Annotated in this window: 24 protein-coding genes and 2 pseudogenes; 8 read left to right on the top strand and 18 right to left on the bottom strand. The window is 41.7% G+C overall.

What is annotated here, in order from left to right; all coding sequences use genetic code 11:
• Positions 1–205 precede the first annotated feature (205 nt).
• The 3 genes from J4856_RS05655 to J4856_RS05645 form a co-directional block, all read right to left on the bottom strand.
• Positions 206–1,135 (bottom strand): DUF7017 domain-containing protein, encoded by a 930-nt coding sequence (locus J4856_RS05655; RefSeq protein ID WP_025838943.1) that lies wholly within the window; start codon positions 1,133–1,135, stop codon positions 206–208.
• Between the two features lie 100 nt (positions 1,136–1,235).
• Positions 1,236–2,996, bottom strand: a complete 1,761-nt coding sequence (locus tag J4856_RS05650; RefSeq protein WP_025838941.1) for a RagB/SusD family nutrient uptake outer membrane protein — start codon at positions 2,994–2,996, stop codon at positions 1,236–1,238.
• Positions 2,997–3,025: 29 nt separating this feature from the next.
• Positions 3,026–6,214, bottom strand: coding sequence for a SusC/RagA family TonB-linked outer membrane protein (locus J4856_RS05645; protein WP_025838940.1), 3,189 nt, complete (start codon positions 6,212–6,214; stop codon positions 3,026–3,028).
• Between the two features lie 357 nt (positions 6,215–6,571).
• Here J4856_RS05645 and yfcE point away from each other — a divergent pair, with 357 nt between their 5' ends.
• Positions 6,572–7,111, top strand: coding sequence for a phosphodiesterase (gene yfcE / locus J4856_RS05640; protein WP_025838937.1), 540 nt, complete (start codon positions 6,572–6,574; stop codon positions 7,109–7,111).
• A 24-nt stretch (positions 7,112–7,135) separates the two neighbouring features.
• On the opposite strand, the gene J4856_RS05635 is transcribed toward yfcE, so the two are convergent.
• Together J4856_RS05635 and ruvB are read right to left on the bottom strand one after the other, a co-directional pair.
• Positions 7,136–8,161 (bottom strand): acyltransferase family protein, encoded by a 1,026-nt coding sequence (locus J4856_RS05635; protein WP_025838934.1) that lies wholly within the window; start codon positions 8,159–8,161, stop codon positions 7,136–7,138.
• Between the two features lie 280 nt (positions 8,162–8,441).
• Complete coding sequence (gene ruvB / locus J4856_RS05630; protein WP_025838933.1) at positions 8,442–9,476, bottom strand: Holliday junction branch migration DNA helicase RuvB; 1,035 nt, start codon at positions 9,474–9,476, stop codon at positions 8,442–8,444.
• Positions 9,477–9,736: 260 nt separating this feature from the next.
• Here ruvB and J4856_RS05625 point away from each other — a divergent pair, with 260 nt between their 5' ends.
• Entirely contained in the window at positions 9,737–10,669 is a 933-nt protein-coding gene (locus tag J4856_RS05625) for a YitT family protein (protein ID WP_025838931.1), read from the top strand.
• A gap of 73 nt (positions 10,670–10,742) precedes the next feature.
• Here J4856_RS05625 and J4856_RS05620 read toward each other — a convergent pair whose 3' ends face one another.
• Positions 10,743–11,357 (bottom strand): glutathione peroxidase, encoded by a 615-nt coding sequence (locus J4856_RS05620; RefSeq protein ID WP_025838929.1) that lies wholly within the window; start codon positions 11,355–11,357, stop codon positions 10,743–10,745.
• A gap of 126 nt (positions 11,358–11,483) precedes the next feature.
• On the bottom strand, positions 11,484–12,176 hold the full coding sequence (locus tag J4856_RS05615; RefSeq protein ID WP_025838927.1) for a Sir2 family NAD-dependent protein deacetylase: 693 nt from the start codon (positions 12,174–12,176) through the stop codon (positions 11,484–11,486).
• A 253-nt stretch (positions 12,177–12,429) separates the two neighbouring features.
• Between J4856_RS05615 and bamJ (J4856_RS05610) the strand changes: the two genes are divergently transcribed.
• The 6 genes from bamJ (J4856_RS05610) to J4856_RS05585 all read left to right on the top strand — a co-directional run bounded on the left by bamJ (J4856_RS05610) (position 12,430) and on the right by J4856_RS05585 (position 18,955).
• The gene (gene bamJ, locus J4856_RS05610; RefSeq protein WP_025838926.1) at positions 12,430–13,035 is read left to right on the top strand and encodes a BamJ family beta-barrel-assembly machinery protein; all 606 of its coding nucleotides are present in this window, start codon (positions 12,430–12,432) and stop codon (positions 13,033–13,035) included.
• 90 nt (positions 13,036–13,125) lie between these two features.
• Complete coding sequence (locus tag J4856_RS05605) at positions 13,126–14,031, top strand: FKBP-type peptidyl-prolyl cis-trans isomerase (protein ID WP_025838924.1); 906 nt, start codon at positions 13,126–13,128, stop codon at positions 14,029–14,031.
• Between the two features lie 296 nt (positions 14,032–14,327).
• Positions 14,328–15,338, top strand: coding sequence for a BamJ family beta-barrel-assembly machinery protein (gene bamJ, locus J4856_RS05600; RefSeq protein WP_025838922.1), 1,011 nt, complete (start codon positions 14,328–14,330; stop codon positions 15,336–15,338).
• 171 nt (positions 15,339–15,509) lie between these two features.
• Positions 15,510–15,971, top strand: a complete 462-nt coding sequence (locus J4856_RS05595; protein WP_025838921.1) for an Lrp/AsnC family transcriptional regulator — start codon at positions 15,510–15,512, stop codon at positions 15,969–15,971.
• A 57-nt stretch (positions 15,972–16,028) separates the two neighbouring features.
• Entirely contained in the window at positions 16,029–17,891 is a 1,863-nt protein-coding gene (locus J4856_RS05590; protein WP_025838919.1) for a membrane dipeptidase, read from the top strand.
• A gap of 41 nt (positions 17,892–17,932) precedes the next feature.
• Positions 17,933–18,955 (top strand): M28 family peptidase, encoded by a 1,023-nt coding sequence (locus J4856_RS05585; RefSeq protein WP_065367649.1) that lies wholly within the window; start codon positions 17,933–17,935, stop codon positions 18,953–18,955.
• A 498-nt stretch (positions 18,956–19,453) separates the two neighbouring features.
• On the opposite strand, the pseudogene J4856_RS05580 reads toward J4856_RS05585, so the two are convergent.
• The 11 genes and pseudogenes from J4856_RS05580 to J4856_RS05530 form a co-directional block, all read right to left on the bottom strand.
• A pseudogene (locus tag J4856_RS05580) lies at positions 19,454–21,007 on the bottom strand (IS1634 family transposase).
• Between the two features lie 444 nt (positions 21,008–21,451).
• Positions 21,452–21,763 (bottom strand): annotated as a pseudogene (ybeY, locus tag J4856_RS05575) (rRNA maturation RNase YbeY); the annotation flags it as partial.
• A complete protein-coding gene (locus tag J4856_RS05570) occupies positions 21,754–22,140 on the bottom strand; it encodes a type II toxin-antitoxin system VapC family toxin (RefSeq protein WP_081764323.1) in 387 nt (128 codons plus the stop codon). The gene J4856_RS05570 and the pseudogene ybeY, both read right to left, overlap by 10 nt.
• Positions 22,137–22,385 carry a hypothetical protein gene (locus tag J4856_RS05565; RefSeq protein ID WP_025838917.1) on the bottom strand — a complete coding sequence of 83 codons (249 nt, stop codon included), beginning with the start codon at positions 22,383–22,385 and terminating at the stop codon, positions 22,137–22,139. The genes J4856_RS05570 and J4856_RS05565 overlap by 4 nt, the downstream gene beginning before the upstream one ends.
• Before the next feature lie 66 nt (positions 22,386–22,451).
• Positions 22,452–22,910 (bottom strand): DUF4252 domain-containing protein, encoded by a 459-nt coding sequence (locus tag J4856_RS05560; RefSeq protein WP_025838914.1) that lies wholly within the window; start codon positions 22,908–22,910, stop codon positions 22,452–22,454.
• Between the two features lie 3 nt (positions 22,911–22,913).
• On the bottom strand, positions 22,914–23,396 hold the full coding sequence (locus J4856_RS05555; RefSeq protein ID WP_025838912.1) for a hypothetical protein: 483 nt from the start codon (positions 23,394–23,396) through the stop codon (positions 22,914–22,916).
• A complete protein-coding gene (locus J4856_RS05550; protein ID WP_025838910.1) occupies positions 23,383–23,892 on the bottom strand; it encodes an RNA polymerase sigma factor in 510 nt (169 codons plus the stop codon). Before J4856_RS05550 ends, J4856_RS05555 begins: the two co-directional genes overlap by 14 nt.
• 52 nt (positions 23,893–23,944) lie before the next feature.
• The gene (locus J4856_RS05545) at positions 23,945–24,442 is read right to left on the bottom strand and encodes a DUF4252 domain-containing protein (RefSeq protein WP_025838908.1); all 498 of its coding nucleotides are present in this window, start codon (positions 24,440–24,442) and stop codon (positions 23,945–23,947) included.
• Positions 24,443–24,455: 13 nt separating this feature from the next.
• Positions 24,456–24,968, bottom strand: a complete 513-nt coding sequence (locus J4856_RS05540; protein WP_025838906.1) for a DUF4252 domain-containing protein — start codon at positions 24,966–24,968, stop codon at positions 24,456–24,458.
• A gap of 128 nt (positions 24,969–25,096) precedes the next feature.
• Positions 25,097–26,215 carry a DNA-processing protein DprA gene (gene dprA / locus J4856_RS05535; protein WP_025838903.1) on the bottom strand — a complete coding sequence of 373 codons (1,119 nt, stop codon included), beginning with the start codon at positions 26,213–26,215 and terminating at the stop codon, positions 25,097–25,099.
• Positions 26,216–26,288: 73 nt separating this feature from the next.
• Positions 26,289–26,696 (bottom strand): acyl-CoA thioesterase, encoded by a 408-nt coding sequence (locus J4856_RS05530; protein WP_025838902.1) that lies wholly within the window; start codon positions 26,694–26,696, stop codon positions 26,289–26,291.
• Positions 26,697–26,750: the final 54 nt, after the last annotated feature.

Here is a 26,750-nt window from a genome sequence, read left to right as displayed (position 1 = left end):
CTACACTTATCTTACATGGGTTATTCACACAACAAAAAGCTTATATTTAAGGGTTTACAATACTTTTTTATCAACAAGGAAGCCTGAAAAGTATAATACCATCACTCCAAATTCCGGAAGACCCATAAATGTTTCATAAGGCAGATTTAATTATTCAATAAAATGTGCTACAAAGATAAGAAAAATAGTTAGATATGTAGAAATATTACATTGCAAGTTCTTTTAATACCACTTCCTGCTCTCTATAAAAGCTTTTTTCGTCTGCATCGGTCACGGGAGTAACCTCCTTTAAACTTGCTGCGAGGTTCTGCATCTCCCACGTAATGGAATAACCCAACTGCTTACGCATGGCAATACATTTGTCTAATTCATAGCGTGCACGTGCTTTATCCTTACTGAACAACAAGTAAGCAAGAGTGAAACGCATACGTTGTCGGAACTTTTCCTCTCGTTGTGCGGAGATAGCTTTACAAAGAAGTGCTATCTTATAACGCTCGTCATCAACGAGTTCGGATAGTTCATGGAAAATGTAGGATTGTCGGTGCTTCTTTATCAGGTGCACGTAAATATTGATGGCCTTATCCTTTTTGCCCATGATTCGATAAATCATCGCTTTGTAACGTTGGTTCTGCATATTGTAAGGACTATGCTTCAGAGCTTCAGCCAGCAAGGGAGCCGCTTTCAAAGCGATTTCAACCGTAGGCTTACTCTCCACCTCCTTAAACACTTTTCCTACAATACGCATACCTATAGAAGGGATGGGATGTCCGTCACCTTGCTCTATGGTCCAATCTTCATCGGTCAACCGGGTAATACCCCATTGTGTGATAAAGTCGAGCATAGAGAATCCTGGATGGTGGTCGAAGACCAATAGGGCAGCACGCATTAAGGCACTCTGTCCCTTGAGATCCGTGTCGTCCATTGTAGTATAGAGTCGCAACAAACTCCTGAATATCTTATAAGCTTCCTCCAATTGTCGTTGCTGATAGCGCAGTTTCATCATGTCCACACCAACCCAGAACATTGCAATAGTCGTGTAATGCCCTTTATGGACAGCATACATAGGCAAGATAGCTGCATAGGCCTCCTCTGTTCGTCCTTCCTTACGAAGCTTAAAGATATCTCTTATCTCCATCTTTCCAAAATTAAAGAAAGCAGACGCCAAAGCCGAAACAATAGGTTCGTCTTTTAGCGTCTGCTTTTTATTTAATAATTTTCCTTTTCAACCTCAGTTATTACTGATTTGTGACCGTCAAACTTCCAGATGTATCAGGGTTTGGTTTACATGCCACATTATTATGTGTCTCGTATTCAAGAATAAAGAAGTTCATCCATGGACAGACATATCCTTCTTTGGAATTGATGCGAGCAAAAGCTTCATAGTTGGTATTGTCCTTTCTTCGAATCTGTAATCCGAGTCGCTTATAATCGAAGTAGTTAATGCCTTCACCCCAGAACTCTATTCGTTTCTGTACCATCAATTCTTTCATAAACTCCTCCATCGTGCTAGCATTAGCAGCATCATAGGAGTTATCAGTATAACGATAAGTGTTAATAAAGTCCTTCAGTGCCGTAACACCAGCTGCAACACCATCAAGGTGAGCTGTTGCCTCAAAATCAATAAACTTCATTTCCTCCATACGCATCAATGGAAGGCTGATGAATTGTCCTTCATAAGGATCAGAGATATTACCCTTTGCAGGACGGAATTTGATATTAGCATAAGCTGGCAACTGCTTCCAAGCCTCCTCATCAAAAAGCGTCAATTTTTCTTTCTTATTACCAATAGTGAGTGAGTCATATTTCTCATATCCCTCATGCGTACCCGCAGCATTAGGGTCAATCCAAGAGTAATGACGCCAGTCACCTTCCGGCATCTTGTTATATAGCGCACTACCAATCATACGTGTAGCACCATACGTACCAGCAAGACCCCAATTCGTTTCTGATGTCATACAACTGGTGAAGGTGAAATAAAGATAGCTGATTTGCTCACGGGTGGTATAACCCAGTTTCCACATCCATGCTTGGTTTTCCTTATTAAATCCGTCTTGTGTGTTATGCCATTGTGCTTCAGTGATAGGGCTATAACCATTGATAGCCTTGCGAGCATAGGTACGTGCCTTTTCATAGCACTCACGCGCTGTTGTAATTCCTAACTTGTCATACTCAATGCTTGCAGAATCTTCTGCAGCAATGGCTGCATTAAGGTCACTACTACTCTGGTCGAAGCGGCTTGCCATTTCGAGCCATAAACGAGCCTTGAGTCCATAAACAACACTAAGATTTGGCAAGGTCTTGTCAGCACGGGCATAATCAGCGAGATAATCCTCAGCATGGTTAAGATCAGTGAGGATGAAACGATACATTTTATAGAACGGAGCACGTGGGTTGTGACGTTGCATCTCCTTCGTAGTCTTCTCAGTAACGATAGGAACTGTCAGGCCCCAAATGCCATCTTTTGTCGCTTTATCATCCAAACTAGCTATGCCTGTCTTCTTAAATTCGAACAAACGAGCTATGTCAAGATAGGCCATAGCTCGATAAGCTAAGGCTATACCTAAATAGTTTTTAGAGGTAGTAGAAGCATTAGCAGGATCTACCACACTTGTCATATTGTTACAAGTAGCAATGAAATCATAGTAGAAACGATAGGTATAATAGGCTTTGGTGCGCATGCCGACACCACTCTCAACTGCGGTCCAATAACTATAATTACTACTATAAACAGGGAAGTCATCACCTAACACCTCTCTGTAGTACATCTGACAAGGATAACCCCAGTCGTTAAGTGGATTACCAGAACCCCAAGAGTCAAAGGTAATCATATAAGAGATAATACCATTGATCAATCCTTCTTGAGAGGATGGTATCTGCTTAACTTGATCAGAAGTCAAAACATCTGTTGGCGCTATGCTGTCCATACATGACACGAGGCCGAAGCTTGTTGCAATGATTGCTAACAATATGTTGCGAATTGATATTAAGTGTTTCATAATTATGTATGATTAATGTATGGAGAGGGTTAGAATGTTAATTTAATACCACCAGAGACTGTTCTCGTTGGGCTGTAAATAGTAGTGCTACTACTACCTGAGAAAGAACCACGCGGATCGAAGCCCTTACGCTTACTCCAGAAGTAAACGTTGTCAGCAGCTACATAGAGGCGTACATTTTCCAACCCTATTCTGCTTACCCAGAGCTTAGGAAGGGTATAACCGAGGTTGATATTCTGTAAGGTCAGATAGCTACCACTGGTAAGGAAACGGTCAGATTGAGAGGTGACACTTGGGTCATCATATTGCCAACGTGGGATATTGCTGTTTGGATTGTCTGCTGACCATGCTTTCAGAACGTCTTGATGGAGTGAAGTTCCTCCTAAAGTTCCTGAAGGCACATCCATTGTCCCAGCATAACCATAGTCGTATGACTTTCCTCCAAGTGAGTAAGCAAAGGAGATAGAGAAATCGAAACCATATGCATTGAACGTTGTTCCAAAACCACCATAGACATCTGGATGTGGACTACCACATGAATAGTAAGATGCATTACCATAGACATCAGTTGTCTTCAGTATTCCATCCGTATCTGTATAGTACCATAATGATTTTCCTTTATCTGATACACCGGCATAACGAGGTATATACCAATTGTAAATAGGAAGTCCCTCCGCATAGAGTTTATCGCCGCTACTATACCCAGGGTGTCCGTCAACTATGAGGTCAGCTTTGAGCGGATCTGCCAGTTTGATGATTTTATTCTTATAAGTAGTTGCGTTAACATTGACATCCCATGATATATTCTTCGTTTTTAGGACAGTCGCAGAGAGGTCGATCTCGACACCTTGGTTCACCATATCACCGATATTATCGTACATTCCCTTGTAACCTGCAGAGTAAGGTGCGAAGACGAAGCATAGCATATCAGTTGTCTTCTTATAGAAGTATTCAACACTACCACGCAGACGGCTATTTAACAATTCAAAGTCGAAACCTGCATTGAAGTTATTGTTGGTCTCCCAAGTAATGTTAGGGTTACCCTTTTCAGACAATACCAAGCCCACCTTGTTATTCGTATTCACGATGCTATAGGTATCAATATAGTGGAAATCACCAATCTTGTCGTTTCCTTGCTGACCGAAAGAAGCCTTCAGTTTCAACATATTCAACCAATGGTAAGGCTTCATGAACTTCTCCTTCGTGATAGTCCATGCACCTCCGAAAGAATAGAAGTTACCCCAACGATGGTCTGGATCGAAGCAACTAGAAGCGTCACGACGATAAGAAAGACTACCAAAATACTTCTGGTCATAGTCATACTGACCACGGAAAAAGAAGCCTTCAGATTCATATTCGCTATTATCAGTCTCGCCAGTGCTGTCCATCTTTATAGCACCAGACAGCGTCTGATTGGTGAAGTAGGATGCCATACCAATCTTATTTCCCCACAGGTTTTCATAACGATAACGATAGAACTCATGACCAAAGAGCAATTCCATGTGATGATGGCCGAAGTCATGGTTGTAATTAATGAGTTGTTGGAAGTTATAAGAGTAGGTCTGATCGCTTGTACGTGACACGAAACCCGTTGGGTAAGCCGTATGACTATATCCATAGAAAGGTTGTTTGGTTTCCGTTCCACGTGAGTTGTTGGTTGTAACAGTTCCATTAAGCGTAATCTTCAGTCCTTCAAGTGGCATAATATTCGCATAACCATAGAGCGAATACATATTAACCTGAGAGCTATTTGTATTCAATGTATTCTCTTGCAGAGGGTTGATGTTTGAAAGGATAGGTCGTCTTAGTCCAATAACAGAACCATTACCATAATCGTACATCACTCCATTATCGTCCGTCATAATGTTGCCTTGACCATCACGGATAAAGGCTGGATATATTGGTGCCACGGCATTGAGCTGATAGAAAAGACCACTATCATCCGATGGAATAACATGGTATTTTGAACGAGCAAAGTTGATATTCGTACCCACCTTCAACCATTTCTTTGCCTCATAATCAGCTTTGGCACGTACGGTGATACGATCAAAGTCAGAGTTATAAACAACACCCTCATTACTCAGATAACCCAAAGAAAGATAATATTGCATCTTATCACTACCACCAGTGAGGTTAAGGTTGTACTCTTTACGCAATCCGGTACGGAAGCCAAGACCCTGCCAATCGTCTGGTAAAATAGTATATTGTTTACCATCATGTTCTATGACACGTCCCAATGTAGCATGTGGATTCATGCGACCATCTTCGCCAATCAGCTGTTCTCCATTTGGAACTGTAAATATTGGATAACCCAATCCACCTGCTGAACCTGGAGAGATGAGTTGTTCGTTGGCTGCAGCAACAGCTTGTGCAGGAGTAAGACCAAGACCATTCAACTGATAGTTGTAAAGTGCTTTGTAGTAGGTTTCATAATAGAGTTTAGGGTCCTTGATTGTTTCATAATCGCGCTTAATACGACTATTAGCACCCCATCTCATATCAACAGAGATACGTGCATTGCCCATTTGTGCATGTTTTGTCGTCACCATAATAACACCATTGGCTCCTCGTGCTCCGTAAAGTGCAGTTGAAGATGCATCTTTCAATACTGTCACAGAGGCAACATCGGCAGGATTAAGGTTATTCCATCCACCGTCGTAAGGTGCACCATCCACAATAATCAATGGACTTTGTCCGGCACTAATACTACTAAATCCACGTACACGGATAGATGGTGTTGAGCCAGGCTCTCCACTGTTGTCAACAATCTGCACACCAGCGGCCTCACCTTTCAAACTACTCATTACGTTATTGACTTGCTTATGCTCAATCTTCTTAGAATCAACAATAGCAGCAGAACCCGTAAACGCAGAACGCTTCTGTTCACCGAAGGCTGTCACAACGACCTCATCCAAGGCAGAGTTGTCATTAATCAAAGTAATCTTCATTGTTGGTTTAGCAACACCAACAAAAGTCTTCATACCGACATAAGAAACTTCCAACTTAGAACCCTCTTTGACTTTGTCAAGAGAGAAGTTTCCTTCTGTATCAGTTGCTGTTATCAGCTTGCTATCACCAATAACTTTCACAGTTGCACCAATGACGGTTTCTCCTGTTTCATCAACAACGACACCTTTAGCAGTAAATACTTGCTGAGCAAAGCTAACAAGCGCCGACAGCATAAAAAAGGTAGATAAAAAAAGTCTTTTCATATTCATAAGGATGGTCATAAAGTTTTTATCAAGTAAGGTTATATGTAATAGATATTTATGTCGCAAATATAATTAAAAGTTTCAAATAATCAAATAAAATCAGGATAATAATTTAAAAAACAACATTTACTTCCTCTTACATTTGTAAGTGTCGCAAACACAAGGATATAACCAGATTCATGTGTCATCCTTTTATATAGTTGTCTAAAAACTAGTAGTGTTACAAATATTTTCTCTTTTAACCCTATACATATAAAAGGAATATCATCTAGACAAACAGCAAATTGTTAGTAGGTCTTAAATTGAAACGTTATATGAGAAAATAACACTATCTTTGCCAAAGAAACAATAAATCAAAGTAATATGAAATATCTATTGGTATCAGACATCCACGGGTGTTTGCCAACACTGGAGAAGGTGCTACAATTCTATGATCGTGAGCATTGCGATATGCTTTGTGTGCTAGGAGACATACTGAATTATGGTCCACGCAACTCTATTCCTGAGGGAATAGATGCTAAGGGAATTGTGGAGGCACTGAACAAGCGTGCTAAAAACATTATAGCCATACGTGGAAATTGTGATGCAGAGGTTGACCAGATGTTGCTTGATTTCCCAATGATGTCAGACTATATAATGTTGGTAGATGAGGGGAAAAAACTTTTCTTGACGCACGGACATATTTATAATAAGTCATCAATGCCAAAAGGTGACATTGACGCAATTGTTTATGGCCATACGCATCTTTGGGAAATTACCCAGCAAGAGGATACGCTTGTCTGCAATCTTGGCTCTATTACCTTTCCAAAAGGTGGGAATGTACCAACCTTCATGACCTATGAGCATGGTGTCTTCACAGCTTATTCGCTTGACGGGACACCGCTGAAACAGGAGAGAATTTAAGGGGATTTATTGGGCTAATAAGCGTCAAATTAGCCCTTTCTTCCCAAAGAAAAGCTTCGATATCCCCGAAATATCCATCAACCACGTTATGCCATACGAGCCAGCAATGGCAAGAATAACGCTAACGACCATAAAAAAAATTCCCGTCGGTTCAGCCCGAAGTAGTAAAGCCTGATAGTATTTGGCTAGTATCGTGAAGATTGGGGAGAAAAGCAACAGTGGCAAAGTGTTACGCCCGATAAAGAGGAAGAGCTTCCGCAGCGATTGCGGAATCCCTAACTGATAAATCCATAACAGTGAACCAATGACTAAGAATACCAAACAGGCACCAGCAAAAGACGCCCTATCATAATGTGACGGGTCGATACACCAAACTAATAAAAGTCCTAATGTCCACCAGCGAGCAGGGAAAGCCAGACGGAAATTGCCCACTGCTTGACGCACTATTGCTCCTACAAGGAAGTAGGCAGCATTGGCTATAGAGAGTAGTCCACAGCCGTAAGAGAGCAACAAAAGAAACAAAGCAAGAAGGGTAAACCTACCTAATAGTACCTGATTTTCCAAACTCAGCATTTTGATAGGCAGTAATGGTTTCTCTTGTTTCAATACCGATGAAAAACGTCCTTCTGGTTTCTTGAATGCAATATAATAGCAGATACCACAAATCATTAATGTATGTAGGTACCAATAAGGTCCCATCGGATGCAGGAAGATATGATCAACGAGTACTCCTACTGTCAGTCGATCAATATGCTCACGAATCGGTAATAGTGATGCCATCATGGTATAGCCACTTTCCATTATAGTATAAGGGACGAATATCCAAAGCATTGTTTTCCAAAAGCTTTCCCACGACTTATTCACATTAAACAAATAACCAGACACCAAGAGGAAACCTGGCATGTGAAAGGTATATACTAAACGCTTAGCAACAGGATAGGCGTCACCGATATAAACCAAGTGGAAAGCAATCATCAACGTGATGAAGACGAACTTAAGAAAGTCAAGTTCGTCTATTCTTGGTTTGGGTTTATGCATCTGAATAATCATGACGACAAAGTTAGGCAATTAGAAAGATATTACAAAGATAAGCGTATCCAAAAAGCGTACAATCACTTTATTTTCCCATCAAGAACACTCGGCTAACTGCGGACAGATGTTAATAGATAAAGAATATACTTATCATCTCCAAGTTTAGAAGGACTTTTTATCATTTGCTTTTGTTTACCCATTCCCCTATCATTTACCTACCAAGCCGACATGAGTCGTTATAGAACCAATAAAAAATCCATTGCATCCGTTCCGTATGAACTTGTGCAATGGAGTCTTTTTAATCGAATAATCCTGGTTGAAAAGAATTATCTTGATAAACGTTTCGTCCAAGATGTTCGTAAGCAAGTCGTGTTGCGACACGTCCACGAGGAGTTCGTTTAATGAAACCTTCCATGATAAGGAATGGTTCATAAACCTCCTCCACCGTACCAGAATCCTCACCGATAGCAGTAGCAATGGTGGAGACGCCGACAGGTCCACCATGGAACTTATCAATGATTGTAAGCAAAATCTTGTTGTCTATCTCATCCAAACCATATTTATCTATGTTCAGCGACTGCAATGACATCGTTGCGATTTCAGGTGTGATAGTACCATTACCCTTCACCTGTGCGAAGTCGCGTACACGGCGGAGTAGAGAGTTACAGATACGTGGCGTACCACGTGAACGGCGTGCAATCTCGTCAGCCGCATCATTCACAATAGGAACTTTCAATAAGGCTGCTGAACGCTTGATGATACGATTTAATGTCTCAGGATCATAATATTCCAAATGGAGATTGATACCAAAGCGAGCACGGAGTGGGGCCGTTAGCAGTCCGCTTCGCGTCGTTGCACCAACGAGGGTGAATGGGTTGAGGTCAATTTGGATAGATCGTGCTGACGGACCTTTATCAATCATTATATCGATACGATAGTCTTCCATAGCAGAGTAAAGATACTCTTCTACGACAGGAGAAAGGCGATGTATCTCGTCAATGAATAAAACATCATTAGGCTCTAAGGACGTGAGGATACCTGCAAGGTCGCCTGGTTTGTCGAGCACTGGCCCTGACGTAATCTTAAAACCAACGCCCAATTCGTTGGCAATGATATTGCTCAAGGTCGTCTTACCCAATCCTGGAGGACCATGCAAGAGGGTGTGGTCGAGCGGTTCGCCACGAAATTTAGCAGCCTCAACAAAGACGCTGAGATTTTCAACAACCTTCTGCTGTCCACTGAAATCATCAAATTTCAGCGGTCGCAGGGCATTCTCGAAATCCTTCTCAACGGAGTTCAGCCTTTCTTCATGTATATCAAAATCTTCTGACATATAGCTAATTTATTGCAAAAGGTGCAAGTGCGTAAGGATGTAAACAAAGTGATGGAGCATTATCTATATATCCGTGAAAAGCAGTCCTTTATGGATACATTGTCTGTGCTTCCCTATGAATTGTCGTGTGAGGTTCATCTTCTACATCCTCAAGGAAAAATATTATTTTTTGCAAAGGTACTCTATTTTTTCTGTGCAAGTGCTTTGTTTCGAAAATTTTCTCTAAATTTGTAGCATCATTCACTCATATCCTTAAATATATGATTAACAAAATTAATAAGAAAGTCCTTTATCGGGAAATTTTAGACTATGTGATGATATCCGTGGGTATGTTGTCCTATGGTATCGGTTGGATGGTTTTCCTTCTTCCTAATCACATTGGCAATGGTGGCGTAGCGGGTTTCGCTTCCATTTTGAACTGGGGACAAGGTATTCCTGTCAGCACCACTTATTTCATCCTGAACGCTATTCTCCTAGCAATTGCTTTGAAAGTATTAGGTTTGAAGTTCTGTATCCGCACTATCTTTGGCGTAATGATGCTGACGATTATCACAAAGGTCATGGGTACCTGTTTCCCACATCCAGGACTCTTACATAATCAACCTTTTATGGCAACCATCATTGGTGCGGCATTTTGTGGCGTTGGCTTAGCTTTCGGACTATCTTATAATGGTAGCTCAGGTGGTTCGGATATCGTCGCAGCGATTGTCAATAAGTACCGTGACATCTCCCTTGGACGTGTTATCTTATTAGTCGATATGACCATTGTAACGGGTAGTTACCTTGTTCTTCATAGCTGGGAGATGGTGATTTATGGATATGTAAACTTGATTATCACCTCTTTTGTACTTGATCAGGTTATCAGCTCGAGATGCCGTTCAGTACAATTCCTCATCATTTCCGAGCATTACAAAGAGATTTGTGAAATGATATCAAAGGATCAGCCACACCGCAGTAGTACGATTATTGATGCAAAGGGATATTATTCTGGTAGTAACATCAAGATTGTTATTGTTGTGACACGTCAGCGTGAAGCGTCCTATGTTTATCGAATGATTGATGACATTGACCCAGATGCTTTCGTAACACAGAGCCAGGTTATGGGTGTGTTTGGTAAGGGCTTTGATAAGTTTAAGGTGAAGAAGAAATCTTCTAAGAATAAGCTAAATACAAATAAGCTCCCTACCGAATAAAAACAGAAATCCGGCTGACACCTAGTTGCGTGTCAGCCGGATTTTTGGTTATTAGGCTAATTGCCTAATAGCCTTATTTCATCTTCAGCGCAGCCTTGATGCCAGCCTCAACATCCTTCATATCAGCCGTTGGCTCGAAGCGATCGATGACGTGCCCCTGTCGGTCGATGAGGAACTTTGTGAAGTTCCATTTGATACTTGGGTCCTTGGCATAATCTGGATTCTCAGCACGGAACTTCTCATCAAGGAACTTACCAATTTTATTATTCACATCGAAGCCTTTGAAAGGCTGTTGTGCTTTCAGATAAGTATAAAGTGGTGACTCGTTACGTCCGTTGACAGTAACCTTTGCAAACTGTGGAAAAGTTATACCATAATTGCCTGTACAGAAAGCATGAATGTCGTGGAATGAGCCAGGAGCCTGTGCGCCAAACTGATTGCATGGGAAGTCAAGGATGACGAAGCCTTGATTCTTGTAAGTCTCATAGAGCTTTTGTAATTCCTCATACTGTGGCGTAAATCCACATTTTGTCGCTGTATTGACAATGAGGAGTACCTTACCCTTATAGTCTTTCAACTTGATGGTATGTTCATTGCCATCTTTTACACTAAACTTGTAAATGTTCTTCTGAGCCATAATTGGCAGTACCATAAGGGCTAAGAAGAGGAGTGAGAATAGTTTCTTCATTTGATTAATCAATGATAACCACATTTGTTTTTTGTGCTAAAAGTAGAAAGCACATAAACATTTTGTGGCTTATTCGTTTTGAGATGTTTATAAATCAGTGTATGCCTACACACTTTTTACAGATTGTTATAATCGTTTCATCAGTTCCTTCATACCTTCACTCGCACCCTTTTTGATATGAGTTAATCGTCCCGAAGCGTGTGCAGGCGTATCGTCTGGATCGATTAGATAAATAGGCGTTCTAGGTCGGGCATATTGCACAAGACCTGCAGCAGGATAGACGACCAGCGATGTCCCGATGATAACAAGGATGTCAGCTTGTGCCACTATCTCAGCAGCGGGCTCTATCATTGGGACTGATTCACCAAAAAAGACAATGAAAGGACGAAGCAGACTACCATCGCCGGCACATGCTCCAGGGGCAACATCGCAGTTGTCTTCAGTTAGTTGTTCTATGTATCGACTATCGTAGGGGTCCTTACTTGAACATACCTTCGTCAGTTCTCCATGAAGATGAATCACGTTTGCAGAACCAGCCTTCTCGTGGAGGTCATCAACATTCTGCGTAATCACCATTACCTCATAGTCATTCTCAAGCTCCTTGATCAGGCAATGCCCCTCATTAGGTTTGGCAGTAAATAGCTTTTTACGAAGGATATTGTAGAAGTTATTGACAAGTAATGGGTTCGTTACCCAGCCTTCGTGTGTAGCCACCTGCTCAACAGGATAATCTTCCCATAATCCATCATTGCCACGGAAAGTCTTGAAGCCACTCTCCACGGACATTCCAGCACCTGTTAAGAATACGATTTTCTTCATACGTTTTACATTAATGAGTTGCGAATGGAAGGAGATTGATGAAATAAGGTTTTTTATCCAAACATTTACGATTAATGTTTTGAATAAAAGCAATACTTTCTTTCAGACTTTTGGTATTGACTTCTGCCAATGACTTGCATCGTATTCCTCCATTCTCTATGACAAATTTAGTAATTTTAATTCGATTAATGCACAACTATACCTTAAAAATAGTATCTTTGCACATTAATTATTAATAATATTAAGAACGATAATGGACAAATTAAGCTACGCACTGGGAATCGGTATCGGTTCACAGCTCGCTGGAATGGGCGCAAAGGAATTGAATATTGACGACTTCGCACAGGCTATTAAGGATGTTATTTCTGGTTCAGAACTGAAAGTTGACAATGCAGAGGCACAGACTCTCGTACAAAACTTCTTCCAAGAGCAAGAGGCTAAGCAGCAGGCTGCTGCCGCTGAGGCTGGTAAGGCAGCAAAGGAAGCTGGTGAGACTTTCCTTGCAGAGAATGGTAAGAAGGAAGGCGTTGTAACCTTACCATCAGGCTTGCAGTATCAGGTATTGAAGGAAGGCAATGGTAAGAAGCCTTCTGCAACAGACCAGGTAGTATGTCACTATGAGGGAACCCTCATCGATGGTACAATCTTTGATAGCTCATACAAGCGTAACGAGCCAGCTACATTTGGCTTGAATCAGGTTATCCCAGGTTGGACAGAGGGCGTACAACTCATGCAGGAAGGTGCTAAATATCGCTTCTTCATCCCTTATAAGCTTGCTTATGGTGAGCGTGGTGCGGGTGCACAGATTCCTCCATTCGCTGCTCTTGTCTTCGACGTAGAGTTGATCGAGGTAAAATAAAGAAACAAGTGTAGGCGGTTTTAGATTGTGATAATCGTCTTTCATCGCCTACTTAAATAATATTGCTTTAGAAACTAAACAAATAAAATAATGAAGAAAACGTATTTATTAGCCGCTACGGCTATTGTAGCTGCAGGCTTCACAGCTTGTGGCAATTCAGCTCCAAAGGAGGATTTGAAGTCTGATGTTGACTCTTTGAGCTATGCTTTCGGTATCGATCAGGGTCAGAGTGTAAAGCAGTATCTCCAGCAGATGCAGATTGATACAGCATACATCGATGAGTTTATCAAGGGTATGAACGACGGTGCACAGAACGCTGATGACAAGAAGCGTGCTGCTTACAATGCAGGTATCGGCGTAGGTATGCAGATGAACATGATTATCAAGAATCAGATCAATCGCCAGATCTTCGGTGAAGACTCTACAAAGACTATTTCTTTGAACAACTTCCTCTCTGGTTTCGCTGCAAGTGCAAAGGGTAAAGGTCAGAAGATGACCGTTGAGAAGGCTCGTGAGGTTGAGCAGAAGACTTCAAAGACCATTCAGATGAAGGCTGCTGAGAAGACTTATGGTGCAAACAAGAAGAAGAGTGATGCTTACATGGCAGCTAACGCTAAGAAGCCAGGCGTGAAGACACTCGGTCAGGGCGTACAGGTGAAGGAGTTAAAGGCTGGCTCTGGCGCTACTCCAAAGGCTTCTGACGTTGTTAAGATTAACTATGTAGGTAAGACTATCGAAGGTAAAGTTTTCGATCAGCGTAATGATGCAACAATGCCTGTAAGTGGTGTTATCCCAGGTTTCACAGAGGCTTTGTCAAAGATGCCTGTTGGTGCTAAGTGGGAAATTACTATCCCTTACACTGCAGGTTATGGTGCTGAGCAGCCAAGTCCTGATATCAAGCCATTCTCAACACTCGTATTTACTGTTGAGTTGCTCGGTATTGAAAAGGCTCCACAGGGCACGCCAGCTATGCCTCAGGGTCATCCAGGTAAGTAATTATTGAGGCTTAATAAAGGTTCGATGGGTCTTCCTTTCTTATTTGGAAGAGCATCAATTGCAATTCACTTTCACGATGATTGAAGATTTCTTTTCATGAACGAAAATTCTTTTTATCGTGAATAAAAATATTTATTCTCATGAAGATAATTTTTTATTTTCATGAGAATAATTCAATATTGATACGCTTATCTTATAAGAAAGGAAGACACATACATACTTCTAAGTATTTATAAAGCATTGAATCTAAAGCCTTATTTGATTAGAAAAACCATTCTTTTAAAAACGACAAAACAATGAAGAAACTTATCATATTGGCACTGCTCGTTGCAGCAGGTTCTGTCTTCAACACTGCAAGCGCACAAAACAAGAAGAAAGAAAAGAAAGGAAAGCAGCATACAGAGTGTAAGGAAGAATGTACAATGACACCTGTTTCATTGAGCACACCATCCGATACGTTGAGTTATGCTGCAGGTATGGCTATAACTCGTGGTTTGAATGAATACCTTGCCAATCAGTTTGGTGTGAAAGAAGCACAGATGCCTGACTTCCTCAAAGGCTTGCGTGAGGGTATTAAGAATCGTAAGGACTCTGCCTTTGCTGCTTATGTAGCAGGATTAGTTATCAGCTCACAGATTGAAAAGACAATGTTGCCTAATATCAAAGCTAAGTTTGAGGGCACAACAGCTTCAATCAATCCAGACTTGCTCTACAAAGGCTTTATTGCTGCTTTAGCAAAGGATTCTACTCTTCTTAAGCCAGCAGCTGCAGAACAAATCTTCGAGAAGAAGGAATTAGAGTTGAAAGCCAAGAAAGAGGCTGAATTAAAGGCAAAAAATGAAGCTTACTTGGAGGAGAACAAGAAGAAGCAGGGAGTTGTAACACTTCCTGATGGTCTTCAGTATCGCATCCTAAAGAAAGGCGACGGCGCTTTACCAAAGGCAACTGACCGCATTCAGGTTGTTTATGAGGGAAAGACTGTTGACGGAAATGTTTTCGATGCAACTTCACGTCATGGCGTAGAGTTTGATACCTTCAATGTTGGTGGGCTTATCAAGGGTTGGACAGAAGCATTGCAGATGATGCCTGTTGGTTCAAAGTGGGAGATTGTTATTCCACAGCATCTCGCCTATGGTGAGCGTGGCGCAGGTCGTGACATCGGTCCTTTCTCAACACTTATCTTCACACTTGAGCTGAAAGGAATCGAGGCTGCACCTGAGAAGGAGACAAAGGTTGTTGATGCAGCAAAGCTTGTACCTGCCAAAAAGGCTCCAGCAAAGAAAACAAAGAGCAATATAAAAAAGTAAGCTAAAAGCCGTAAAATACTGTTCTTTTGCTTAAAATAAAAACAAAATGCGCTCAAGTGGCGCATTTTTTATGTCATTTTGTTGCTTGTTCCATATTAATTCTCTACTTTTGCTTGGCTTCAAACGAAGACATAAAATTATAGACTTAGTCAAGAACATCAACGATAGAAAATGGAAAAAGTAGATCATTTAGACAAGAAGATCTTGGGTATCCTCTCACAGAATGCTCGCATGCCTTTCAAGGATGTGGCTACCCAATGTGGTGTGTCGCGTGCTGCAATACATCAACGTGTACAACATCTTATTGAAAATGGTGTCATTACAGGCAGTGGCTTCTATGTTAATCCAAAAAGTCTAGGTTATACCACCTGCACATACATCGGTCTGAACCTTGAGCGTGCGTCAATGTATAAGAAGGTAGTAGAACGCATCAGTAGCATACCAGAGGTCGTAGAGTGCCATTTTACGACAGGCCCTTACACTATGCTTGTGAAGCTATATGCAAAAGACAATGAGCAATTGATGGATCTTCTCAATAATCAACTACAAGGTATTCCAGGTGTCGTTTCAACCGAGACGCTTATCTCTCTTGAACAGAGTATTAAGCGTGAGATACCTATTTCGGAAGAATAGGTCAAGAATTATTTGTTAATAATCAACGACAAACAAACATCTCAAAAAAGAACAAGAATGCAATACAATCTTCAATCGCATCTCAATGAGGTATATGCAACCTTCCCTGAAGCAAAACGTAAGCCTATCATCGGTATCACTACGAACTTTATCGATGGCGATGCTGCGATAAGAGACGTCTATTATAAACAGGTAGTGGCAGCGGGTGGAGTCCCAATGCTTATCCCTCCCATAGCTGATAAGGATGTCCTTATCAATACCCTCGACCATATCGATGGTCTGATTCTTACAGGTGGCGCTGATATTAACCCACTTTGGGCAGGCGAAGAGCCATCAACAAAACTTCATAATATCAATGCTGAGCGTGATTTAGCAGAACTCATGATTATCCGCTTAGCCTTTAATCGTCAGTTGCCCATCCTCGGTATCTGCCGTGGTATGCAGACATTAGCTGTTGCCTTAGAAGGAAAGGTGCAGCAAGATATTTATGAAGATTATATAAGAACAGATGAAACTGTTGGAAAGAAGCTGAGTAAAGACAAGACAATAACGACCTTTCATGGGGCTACACTGAAGCATTCTCAGGATGCTCATCGTAGTGAAGTAACCCACAGCGTGACTATTACGAAGTCATCCGTCCTCTACGCACTCTATAAGGAGGAGCGTATATTGGTCAACAGCTTCCACCATCAAGCAGTAAAAGACACTGGACAGCATTTCCGGGTAACGGCTCTTTCGCCTGATGGCGTTATAGAAGCCATGGAGAGTAGTGAGTTCAAACCTATCATGGGTGTACAATGGCATCCAGAATGCATGAATGAAGAAGGTGGGAAAATCTTCCAGTGGTTAGTTGGTCAATCTAATAATTTCTATCTTGCTAAACAGGTACAACAGCGTATATTAACACTTGACACACACTGCGACACACCGATGTTCTTCCCACAGGGTGTTAAGTTCGACCAACGTGACCCACGTATCCTTTACGATCTCCATAAGATGACGGAAGGCAGACAGGATGCAGTGATGATGGCTGCTTATCTGCCACAACCCAAAATTGGTGAATCGTTCTCGTCAAAGATTGACGTTGAAGGTTTGAAACGCTTTAATCCGCATCTTGCTGAGACATTAGATCATCTTACGCCTACAGTATATGCCGACCTTATCTTCGACAAAATCGAGGAAATTGTTAAGCAGAACCAACGTTATCTCAGTATTGCCCGCACCCCATCCGACCTTTATGAGGACAAGCGCAAGGGACGTAAGAGCATCATGTTCGCTATTGAGAATGGTCTTGCCTTAGAACATAAACTTGAAAATATCAAGCACTTTGCACAACGTGGTGTTACCTATATCACCCTCTGTCACAACGGAGACAACGATATATGTGACTCAGCACGAGGCTGCAGCACACATGGTGGTGTGAGTAAGTTTGGCGAAGAGGTTATCAATGAAATGAATCGTAATGGCATTATGGTTGACTTAAGCCATGGTAGCGAAAAGAGTTTCTATGACGCATTGGAACTGAGCAAGATGCCTATCGTATGTAGTCATTCTAATAGTAAAGCACTCTGTGACGTTCCTCGCAACCTTACTGACGAGCAAATGCATGCGCTGGCAAAGAAAGGCGGTGTAGCACATATCACCATGTACCAAGGCTTCTTGAAGAAGAGCGGTGAGGCTACGATTATGGATGCGCTTGCTCATTTGGAACATGCAATCAACGTTATGGGTATTGACCACGTTGGTATTGGTACCGATTTTGATGGTGATGGAACTATCCGTGGTATGGCTGATGCCAGCGAAATGATTAACTTCACCCTTCATCTTTTGCGTCGCAAGTATAGCGAAAGGGATATTGAGAAGATTTGGGGTGGCAACTGGCTACGTGTAATGGCACAGGTACAGAGCGTAAGGAAGTAGTTTCCGATTATCTTATAGTATAACACAAATTATTATCAACAATGAAAAATAATATGAAACTCTTTGTCGGTTGTCTCTTGGCAGTGTCCTTAACAACCATAGCCTATGGTTGTAAGGGGAAAGCAAGTAACACAGATAATGCTGCTGACACAGTGGCAACAGTAAAGCCAGTCGGTCCTACGTTTAATGTTGACTCTGCATACGCTTTTACAGCAGCACAATGTGACTTCGGGCCACGCGTGATGAATTCGACAGCACATGATAAATGCGGTAAGTGGATCATTGATAAATTTAAACAGTACGGCTGTGAGGTACAGGAGCAGAAAGCAGACCTTAAGGGTTATGATGGTACGCTATTAAAGTCAATGAACATCATTGCACGCTTTAATCCTAAGGCAGAGAAACGCATCTTAATCTGCGCACATTGGGATAGTCGTCCTTGGGCGGATAACGATCCTGACTCAACGAATCATAAGAAGCCTGTCATGGCTGCTAATGATGGCGCCAGCGGTGTGGCAGTAATGCTCGAGATAGCCCGTCAGCTGCAGGCTGACAAGAAGTTGAATATAGGTGTCGATTTCGTTTGCTTTGATGCAGAAGACTGGGGAGTACCACGTTGGGAGACACGCTATCCGAATGCTGACGACTCGTGGGCATTGGGTGCACAATACTATGCAAAAAACTTCCCAACGCCTGTAAAGCCTGAATTTGGTATATTGTTGGATATGGTAGGTGGCGAAGGAGCACAATTCTATCGTGAAGGAATGTCCGTACAGTTTGCACCCGATATCGTCAACCGTGTATGGGAAGCTGCTAAGGATGCTGGATATGGTTCTTACTTCCCTGATGAAATTGGTGGAATGATTACTGACGATCATGTGCCAGTCAACCAGTTTGCAGCGATTCCTACCATTGACATCATTCCTTACTATCCTGATTGTCAGCAAAGCACTTTCGGGCCAACATGGCATACCATTCATGACACGATGGAGCATATCGATAAGAACACGTTACAAGCCGTTGGTCAGACCGTCATACAGGTCTTGTACACACAACAAAAATAATTACTGAAGGCAAATCAAAACCTTCTATCACAGCTATTTTTTAGCCTCATCTCCCCTACCACTCTCATGAGTGATGAAGAGATGAGGCTTTATTTTTGCTTTATGACGACAAAACAAGGGATAGACGCCCAACTTTGAATCTGTAAAAGAAGGTGGAGGAAATAGTTACAGAGAAAGTTAATCATAAAAAAACTTCCAACATTCGGAAAGAAAAGTATTCTCAAAGAAAAAAGATATTACTACATAAAAAACACACAAGTTTTATTCTAATTTGCTATCACTTTTAACATTTAAAGTATCTCATTGTAAAACAACAAGTTAGCTTCAACATAAGAATGACAGGAAATCAAGTTTAGAGAGGTATAAAGAAGAAACGGGACACTTCAGAAGATTACATTATCACCTAACATTCACCCCCCAACACAAGCAACCATCAACCCCCAACACCCATCACAGGTAACAGGTGATAAAAACCGCCAGCCATAGCCCCTGACTTCATCATTGCGTCACCCCTAAAACTTCCAAAAAATCAAAAATGGGTTTTAGTAACCGTTGTGTTAGTGTCAGCATCATTGTTTTGGTGATGGTTTTGTCGTTCAAAGGTAGTCTGAGCCTTATGGTTGTGATGGTGTTCGCAATTTTTAGTACACTATCCACGCTCATGTCTAAGTTTAGTAAATTGACAATTCGTTCGATTTCCTTATACACTTTATAAGCAATGAAGCATAAGCATACATGTGCTTCAATGCGGCGTTCCGTGAAGTGAAAAATAGGGCGCGTCTCCAATGTCCCTTTTGATATGCGAAAAGCTCGTTCAACCATCCATAGTCCTCTATATTGAGCGACTACTTCAGAAGAAGGAAGTTTGATGTTAGTGACATATCCTTTCAATCCATCCCACTTCTCATCCTCTTTAATTTTGTCCTCGTCGATACTTACTCGAACATCGTTTTCTATTTTCAGAAACTTAGCATACCCCCGCTTGTTGAGTTTCTCCTTGGTAATCTTTCCTGAGGCATAGCTTGCTTTGAGCCTTTCCACTCCCTTCATCCTATTGAATGTATCTTTAGCAGCACGCTTGGAACTATAGGTCACGATAAGCCTGTCACCATTGTCGAGCAGTCGCTCATGGTACAAACCATCCTCGTGCGGAAGAGACTTCATCCATGATTGTACCTCGCCTTTCATCTTCTTAATCCTACTACCTACAATGAATTGATACCCTTCGCTCCTCAATAGGTCTATGTTACGACTAATCATGAAACCTGAATCTGCAACCACAACGAAGTCATCAATCTTGAAACGCTGCTTGAAGTCATCAATCATCGGTATCATGGTGTAGTTCTCACATTGTGCTCCATTGAAGATGGAGTATGATAGGGGATAGCCGTTCTCACAGACAAGCAGGCCAAGGATAATCTGAGTCTCTGATGTTTTGCCGTCCTTGGAAAAACCAAGAGAGCGTAAGACGTCCTCTCGAAAACTTTCAAAATAAAGTGACGTGACATCATAGAATAACATCTCAATGCGACCGACAAGCACGGAGAATGTGTGTTCCACGCTTATGCGTTGCGCCGTCTCTTGCTGGGTGTTGTAGAGTTTGTCAAGGTAGCGATAAATCTTATTCAGCGACACGTCTTCATCAAAGTGTGACTTCAGATACTCTACTGTTGCCATCTTGCTTAGAGGTTGGCACAGCCTCGCAACCACCAACTGCCGTAGCACTTCATCCTCTATTTGGTTGAAGCCTATTGAGTCGTACACCTTATCTATTATCAGCTTCGCACCATTCAGGAGTATAGAATCAATGTTGTCTAGCATTGATTTTGCCGTATCCATCTCTTACTTTTTGTCCTCTGGTCCGTCAAAGTCTATCTCCTGTATACCTAAATATCTATTGATCCATCGTCTTCCTTGTAAACAAAGTATATCTATCTCGCTTTCATCACGAGCAATTCCGACGGTATGCAGTTCCTTAAACTTACCTCCGTGCTTATCAACAACCACTATACTAGTAGTACCTGAACGATTTTTCTTTTTGCGGACAAACATACTACAAATATAGCAAAAAATCCCCGTGCGTCACCATAAGTCACCCTTTAAAACAGATAACTGACTAATTTTCAGGTGCCACTATTTTTGAACAGCAAAAAGTGATGAAGTCAGGAAAAGGTGCTTAATAGGACTTCAAAAGGGCGTTAGTAAGGGCATCTTTTGCAAGCCATTTAGGCGTCTTTTTAAAGCCAAAAGAGCATGTTTTGGTTTTGAACTGCATGAAAATAGTTTACATGTATTGGTTGAAAAGGAATAAGTGGTGTTGTCTTAAAACAGTGTATAAGCCTTTACTCTCATTCTGAATACTAATCCTTTTGTAACCAGTCTACAATCTTTCGGCAGAGAAGAATGGGAAAACAATAAGGGCTGAAACCCAAAGTAGGATTTCAGCCCTTTTGTCTCTTACGTGTGGGTGTCTACTAAAGTAGAATGAACCGCTTATTATTCGCCACTCATCTCCTTTAATAGAGTGAGTGCTTTGTTCTCGTTTTCTTCCATAATCTCACGTTCTCCAGGACCCTTGTCATTGATACCACAGAGGTGAAGGATACCATGAATGATAACCCGATTAAGCTCGTCCTCATACGACTTCTTGAAAAGTTCGGCATTAGAGCGGACTATGTCAAGTGAGATAACAAGGTCGCCATTAAGCACATCATCTTCATCATAGTCGAAAGTAATGATGTCCGTGTAGTAATCATGTCCAAGATACTCGTTGTTTACTTCGAGAATCTTCTCATCATCTACGAACATACAACACTTATCTCACTGGTAGCAAAATCTTTCTTATTTCTTGTGACAATGATATCAGCATTTGCATTAAGAGCAGCAAAGTATTGCATTGCATCTTCAAAATCATTCCAATTAGCAGTGAGCGCAGAATCTATCGCAGGTGCTCCCATGCCGATAATTTCAAAGTAATCTCTAATAGCAGAGAATGTTGCTATAAAGCCCCTATTTCCTAAGGATTTTCTTTCGATATAACAAGCATTTACAACTGATAGGTCACTCAACAAAAGTTCGTCTCCATTGTTAATAACCATACTTGCCACTTTCAGTGCATTCTGTGTGAACTCACCTCTTGCCTCAAGAAGATCTATGAGGATATTGGTATCTAAGAAGATTCTCATAAGTGTTTTGTTCTTAGATAATCTTCTTTTGCTTGTTTCCAGCTTTCTAAATGACTGTTTGGCAGTTTACCAGCGATGGATTGAAGCAACTCTATTGCTTTTTTCCTTTTCTCTGGTGTGTTTAAGTCTGGCTTTTTATACTTCTCTGTATGAGAGTTGATTTGACTTATAGTCCATCCCATCTTTTGTGCTAACATCTCCAAGAAGGCGTTGTCTGCACTTGGAATATTTATGGTCCTATTCATAATTATACCTCCTTATTTTATGCAAAAGTACTCTATTTCTATTATATAACCAAAAAAGCTGGTGGATTATTTTCCACCAGCTATTCCTTGAATATCCTGTAGAGAGATATTACCAAGTAGGTTGATAATTGTTATCTCGTTGCGTTCTATGGAGAGTAGGGCAAACTCTTTCTTTCCATTCGGGTAATGCCGCTCGTAGATAGTAGTATGTTCGCCCCCCTCATTGACTTGCATTACAATCGAATACTTTTGTTGATTGAAGATACTTTGGGCAGACTTCTTGATAGAAGGAATTAGTGAAGGACGTTCGCAGGAGAGTATCTGCAGATAGTCGAGACGGCCTGCAACCTTGCTGATATCCTTGTTACCTGCTTTCACATTGCCCATCATTCGCATCATATTACGCGATATGTAGACAGTGGAGACACCATCTGTTTCGCTGTATTTATCGAACAATGCCTTTTGAGCGAATGCCGTTATACAGGCTATCATAGTCATACAAAGCGTTAAAATAATTCTCTTCATAATCTAATCCCTTGTTTTATTAGTGATGTTCTCGGTAGCGTCAATACCCTTATTGAGCGTCTTTGAGAATTTCATCAGTGCTTTTGACGTTTCGGCGTAAGCGTCTTTAGCGTTAGTATAGGTATCCTGTTCAGTTTGTGGAGACTTATTCTCGTTTTGGTAAACGATAGCTCCAGTAGCAAAGAGAAGCAACAAGCTGGCTGCTATCCCTACTATCCAGCGCAGGTTAATATGCCTTATCGCACGACGATTAGTGACTTCTAAGGTGTTCCACTGGTTAATCTGTCGACTGAGTCGCTCTTCCATCCCTGCTGGTGTAGGGCATTCTGATGACTGAAGAGCCGTGAAGAAGATGCTTTCATCCTTCAAACTGGCATCAATGTCATTGCCATTGAAGTAAGTACGCAGCGTGTTCTCCTCCTCTTCGGTGGTCAGTCCATCGTAGTATTGGGCAAGCAAGCGCTTAATGTCTTCAGTCTTTGTCATACTTCATTGTTTTTATCTGTTCTCTAATCTTCTTACGGGCACGGCTGAGAATACTTCTTATATTCACCTCTGTAAGCCCTGTTTCGATGCTGATTTCCTCAAAACTGCGGTCTTCAACATCACGCATTAACATGATTCTTCCTTGCGGCTCGGGCAAATGGGAAATCAACTGTCTTACTCGTTGGTATTCGTCGGCAGCCTCTAACTGTCTACTGATATTCTGCGAGGAAGTAACCTGTAAACTTCCCACATCTTTGTCGACTTCTTGTAGATGCTCTGTTCTCATTCTGTCATAGAATAGTCGGCGCAGCACCGTGATGCTATAAGCCTCAGGATTATCAATCCTTTCAATCTTATCACGCTGCATCCAGAGTTTTAGGAAGGTCTCTTGTACCATATCCTCAGCAGCTTGCGTGTTGCTCATCAGCCTATATGCCACCGAAAAGAGTTTCCGATGGCAGGGTAGGAATAGCTGTTTAAAATCGCTTGCTTGCATAGGCAGATGTGCGCTTTAGACAATAATCGGCTATGATGTAAGGTTGTCAGTCCTATAACTTATAGCTTTTCAGATTCTTCTTGTTGGTACTTTCTTTCACAACAGAGTCGACATCGTTAGGACTTATCTTACCTTTAATCCGTACAATGGCGCCATCTTGTTTGTCAATAGCAAGGATGAGCACTTCACGAATGCACCCTTTCTTTTCTTTGAGGTAAACATAATTAGTCTCACCTGCCTGCTTATTGTAGATGATTGGCGTATATCCCTTAGGATGGAAGGTCTGAACCGTGTTTCTAAAACGACTTTTTACAATCGAATCGCAGTCGTCAAAGACAAGTATACGAAAGGAAGATACGGCTTTCAGAGCCTTGGAATCGTCCGAATGGCTTTTAGCAAGCACCTTCAAGAACGACATTAAGGCAGGTGTTATATGAAGGTGAATAACGTTTTTCTCGTGCCTATATTGCTCAATCAGCCCTTTTACGCTCTGCGCTGAGGCTGATAATGTACAGAGAGCAAGGATGCCTATGATGATAAACCGTTTCATAATGTGTCTTTGTTTACTTGGTCTGTGACTTTACGATATCATCAATGTTAGAAGGATTGATATGTCCTACGATATTGATGAGTGAGCAGTCTTCTTTGTCCATAGCGAAGACAACAAGGCTCTGCACTTCCTTCTCGTTGCCTTTAATGAAGATTCTGACCTTTTCGCCGTCCTCATTTGCCTTCACCATAGGCTCATATCCCTGTGATTCCAACTTACTGATACGGTTGTATAAGTTGTCTTTTAGCCTTTGATCAGCCTTCTCAAAAGTTAAAATTTGCAGTCCGTCGATTTGCTCAGCGAGTGCATTAGCAGTCTCGTCATCGGCAGCCTTCAATCCAAGCTTTATGAGAGTCTTAGGCAAGTTGACGTAAGTGACGTTATTTCCACTCTTAAACTCTTTGAAAATAGACCCTATCTCATCATTCTTAGGTTGTGTGATGAGACTCGTTGGGTTGGCTTTTACGGTACAGCTTGAGCATAGAATAGCTACAGCGAATGCGATAGAAAAGATTGTTGTTCTCATTGTCTTGATAATTAATTAGGTTGGTGATTCAGTTTTCGTTCACATCTATAGAGACGGAAGATAGGAAAGGTTTGTGGCAAAGAAATGTCTTTTTTTTCAGTATTATCTACTTTTATGGTATTAAGATCCTATGCTAAAAGATGATAACAACCGCCAGCCATAGCCCTAATTACCCCTTTCATTTCTAGTGTAAAGAGGAGTCCTGTGAGCCTTGAGATAGGAATATTCGCTTGAATCGACAAGAGATTAATCTGCAAGTCATTGTTTTTAGCGAGCACGCGAACGATAGCTTCCTCTTCTGAAGACAAATCAGGGAAAAGCGTTCGTTCAATTCCTCGTTGTTGTGCCTGCCCCAATTTGATATCCTCATCCCATCCCATCGTCTTCACAAAGTCTGTAGCTGATGTGATGAGGGCTGCCCCATTGTCACGAATAAGGTTATTACAGCCCTCGCTATAATCCGAATGAACAGAGCCAGGGAAGGCAAATACTTCTCGTCCATAGCTACGAGCGATACTGCAGGTGATAAGTCCTCCACCCTTCGCAGCCGATTCTACGAGGATTGTTGCATCTGCACAACCTGCCACGATACGGTTGCGCTGTACGAAGTTGCGGGCAACGGGCTGCGTATGCGTGGTATATTCCGACAGCAATCCACCTTGTTCAATCATTTTTAGGGCCGTATCTCTGTGTCCACGTGGATAGATATCATCAAGGCCGTGTGCCAATACACCGATGGTTTCAAAGCCATTCTCTAAGGCTGATCGATGTGCATGGATGTCCACACCGTATGCTAATCCGCTGAAGATGAGTACATCAGGGCAAAGAGCTTTCAGTTCTCTGACAAACGAACGGATAATATCTTGCCCGTAGGTGGTGCAGTGTCGTGTGCCGATAATATTGATAACGTGTCGATTGTTGAGGTCAGCATTACCGAGATAATAGAGTTGGATAGGTGCATCTGGGCACTCTTTGAGCCGTTGCGGATAGCGTTCATCATTCATACAGATAGGCTCAATGTGATGCAGACGGTCGTATTCTAATTCTTGTTCAGCCCATTCTCTCAGGCTATCAATGTCTTTCAAGGCTTGTATGAGATGCGTTGAGGCTTCAGGAAGAATCTCTCTGATGTCTCTTTTATGTTCTATGACAGCCGTAGCAGAGCCTGCTCGCTTGTAAAGTTCAGCCAATTCGCTGAGGTTAAAGCGAGTAAGTCGGGTCAGTAGGATTGAGTTTAAGGCTTCCATGGTGTAGGTAATGGTAGGTAGTGGCTCCCTACCTCCCCCGAAAGAGGGGAAGACTTTGGGAGTAAATAAATTTTTACAATACTCTTGCAAACGCTTCATCGTATTCCTTGCTACTGCCCAATCTACCATTGATGAGCGTCACAAGGTCTACATCTGCATGGAAACAGAGGCGTTCATCACTGGCACGGAAGAGGTCGTGAGAGAACACCCAGCGCAGTCCGTTCTTCTTTAATGACATACGTGAGATAATCTCATCGTCACATGTAAACGGCACTTTATAAGTGAGTTGCATACGTGCTACAACAGCATCAACGCCCTTTGCGTGTAGTTCAGAGAAACTAACACCCAATGATTTGAGGAATCTATGGCGTGTATGCTCGGTGTAATGCAGATAGTTTGCATTGTTAACGATACCTTGGATGTCGCACTCATAGTCGCGAACATCTAGTCTTGTCTCAAAAATGTATTTCTTCTTTTCCATAATCTATTTTGTTTTTAGGCTTTTATTGGGCTTATTAGGTCTATTAGCCTTATA

It is taken from the genome of Prevotella scopos JCM 17725, from assembly GCF_018127785.1.
Classification (GTDB): domain Bacteria; phylum Bacteroidota; class Bacteroidia; order Bacteroidales; family Bacteroidaceae; genus Prevotella; species Prevotella scopos.
This window is presented reverse-complemented; position numbering and strand designations above follow the sequence as displayed.

Excerpts from the sequence above, each read along its gene's own strand:
- J4856_RS05655 (WP_025838943.1), bottom strand. The coding sequence starts at position 1,135 with ATGGAGATAAGAGATATCTTTAAGCTTCGTAAGGAAGGACGAACAGAG.
- J4856_RS05650 (WP_025838941.1), bottom strand. The coding sequence starts at position 2,996 with ATGAAACACTTAATATCAATTCGCAACATATTGTTAGCAATCATTGCA.
- J4856_RS05645 (WP_025838940.1), bottom strand. The coding sequence starts at position 6,214 with ATGAATATGAAAAGACTTTTTTTATCTACCTTTTTTATGCTGTCGGCG.
- yfcE (WP_025838937.1), top strand. The coding sequence starts at position 6,572 with ATGAAATATCTATTGGTATCAGACATCCACGGGTGTTTGCCAACACTG.
- J4856_RS05635 (WP_025838934.1), bottom strand. The coding sequence starts at position 8,161 with ATGATTATTCAGATGCATAAACCCAAACCAAGAATAGACGAACTTGAC.
- ruvB (WP_025838933.1), bottom strand. The coding sequence starts at position 9,476 with ATGTCAGAAGATTTTGATATACATGAAGAAAGGCTGAACTCCGTTGAG.
- J4856_RS05625 (WP_025838931.1), top strand. The coding sequence starts at position 9,737 with ATGATTAACAAAATTAATAAGAAAGTCCTTTATCGGGAAATTTTAGAC.
- J4856_RS05620 (WP_025838929.1), bottom strand. The coding sequence starts at position 11,357 with ATGAAGAAACTATTCTCACTCCTCTTCTTAGCCCTTATGGTACTGCCA.
- J4856_RS05615 (WP_025838927.1), bottom strand. The coding sequence starts at position 12,176 with ATGAAGAAAATCGTATTCTTAACAGGTGCTGGAATGTCCGTGGAGAGT.
- bamJ (WP_025838926.1), top strand. The coding sequence starts at position 12,430 with ATGGACAAATTAAGCTACGCACTGGGAATCGGTATCGGTTCACAGCTC.
- J4856_RS05605 (WP_025838924.1), top strand. The coding sequence starts at position 13,126 with ATGAAGAAAACGTATTTATTAGCCGCTACGGCTATTGTAGCTGCAGGC.
- bamJ (WP_025838922.1), top strand. The coding sequence starts at position 14,328 with ATGAAGAAACTTATCATATTGGCACTGCTCGTTGCAGCAGGTTCTGTC.
- J4856_RS05595 (WP_025838921.1), top strand. The coding sequence starts at position 15,510 with ATGGAAAAAGTAGATCATTTAGACAAGAAGATCTTGGGTATCCTCTCA.
- J4856_RS05590 (WP_025838919.1), top strand. The coding sequence starts at position 16,029 with ATGCAATACAATCTTCAATCGCATCTCAATGAGGTATATGCAACCTTC.
- J4856_RS05585 (WP_065367649.1), top strand. The coding sequence starts at position 17,933 with ATGAAAAATAATATGAAACTCTTTGTCGGTTGTCTCTTGGCAGTGTCC.
- J4856_RS05570 (WP_081764323.1), bottom strand. The coding sequence starts at position 22,140 with ATGAGAATCTTCTTAGATACCAATATCCTCATAGATCTTCTTGAGGCA.
- J4856_RS05565 (WP_025838917.1), bottom strand. The coding sequence starts at position 22,385 with ATGAATAGGACCATAAATATTCCAAGTGCAGACAACGCCTTCTTGGAG.
- J4856_RS05560 (WP_025838914.1), bottom strand. The coding sequence starts at position 22,910 with ATGAAGAGAATTATTTTAACGCTTTGTATGACTATGATAGCCTGTATA.
- J4856_RS05555 (WP_025838912.1), bottom strand. The coding sequence starts at position 23,396 with ATGACAAAGACTGAAGACATTAAGCGCTTGCTTGCCCAATACTACGAT.
- J4856_RS05550 (WP_025838910.1), bottom strand. The coding sequence starts at position 23,892 with ATGCAAGCAAGCGATTTTAAACAGCTATTCCTACCCTGCCATCGGAAA.
- J4856_RS05545 (WP_025838908.1), bottom strand. The coding sequence starts at position 24,442 with ATGAAACGGTTTATCATCATAGGCATCCTTGCTCTCTGTACATTATCA.
- J4856_RS05540 (WP_025838906.1), bottom strand. The coding sequence starts at position 24,968 with ATGAGAACAACAATCTTTTCTATCGCATTCGCTGTAGCTATTCTATGC.
- dprA (WP_025838903.1), bottom strand. The coding sequence starts at position 26,215 with ATGGAAGCCTTAAACTCAATCCTACTGACCCGACTTACTCGCTTTAAC.
- J4856_RS05530 (WP_025838902.1), bottom strand. The coding sequence starts at position 26,696 with ATGGAAAAGAAGAAATACATTTTTGAGACAAGACTAGATGTTCGCGAC.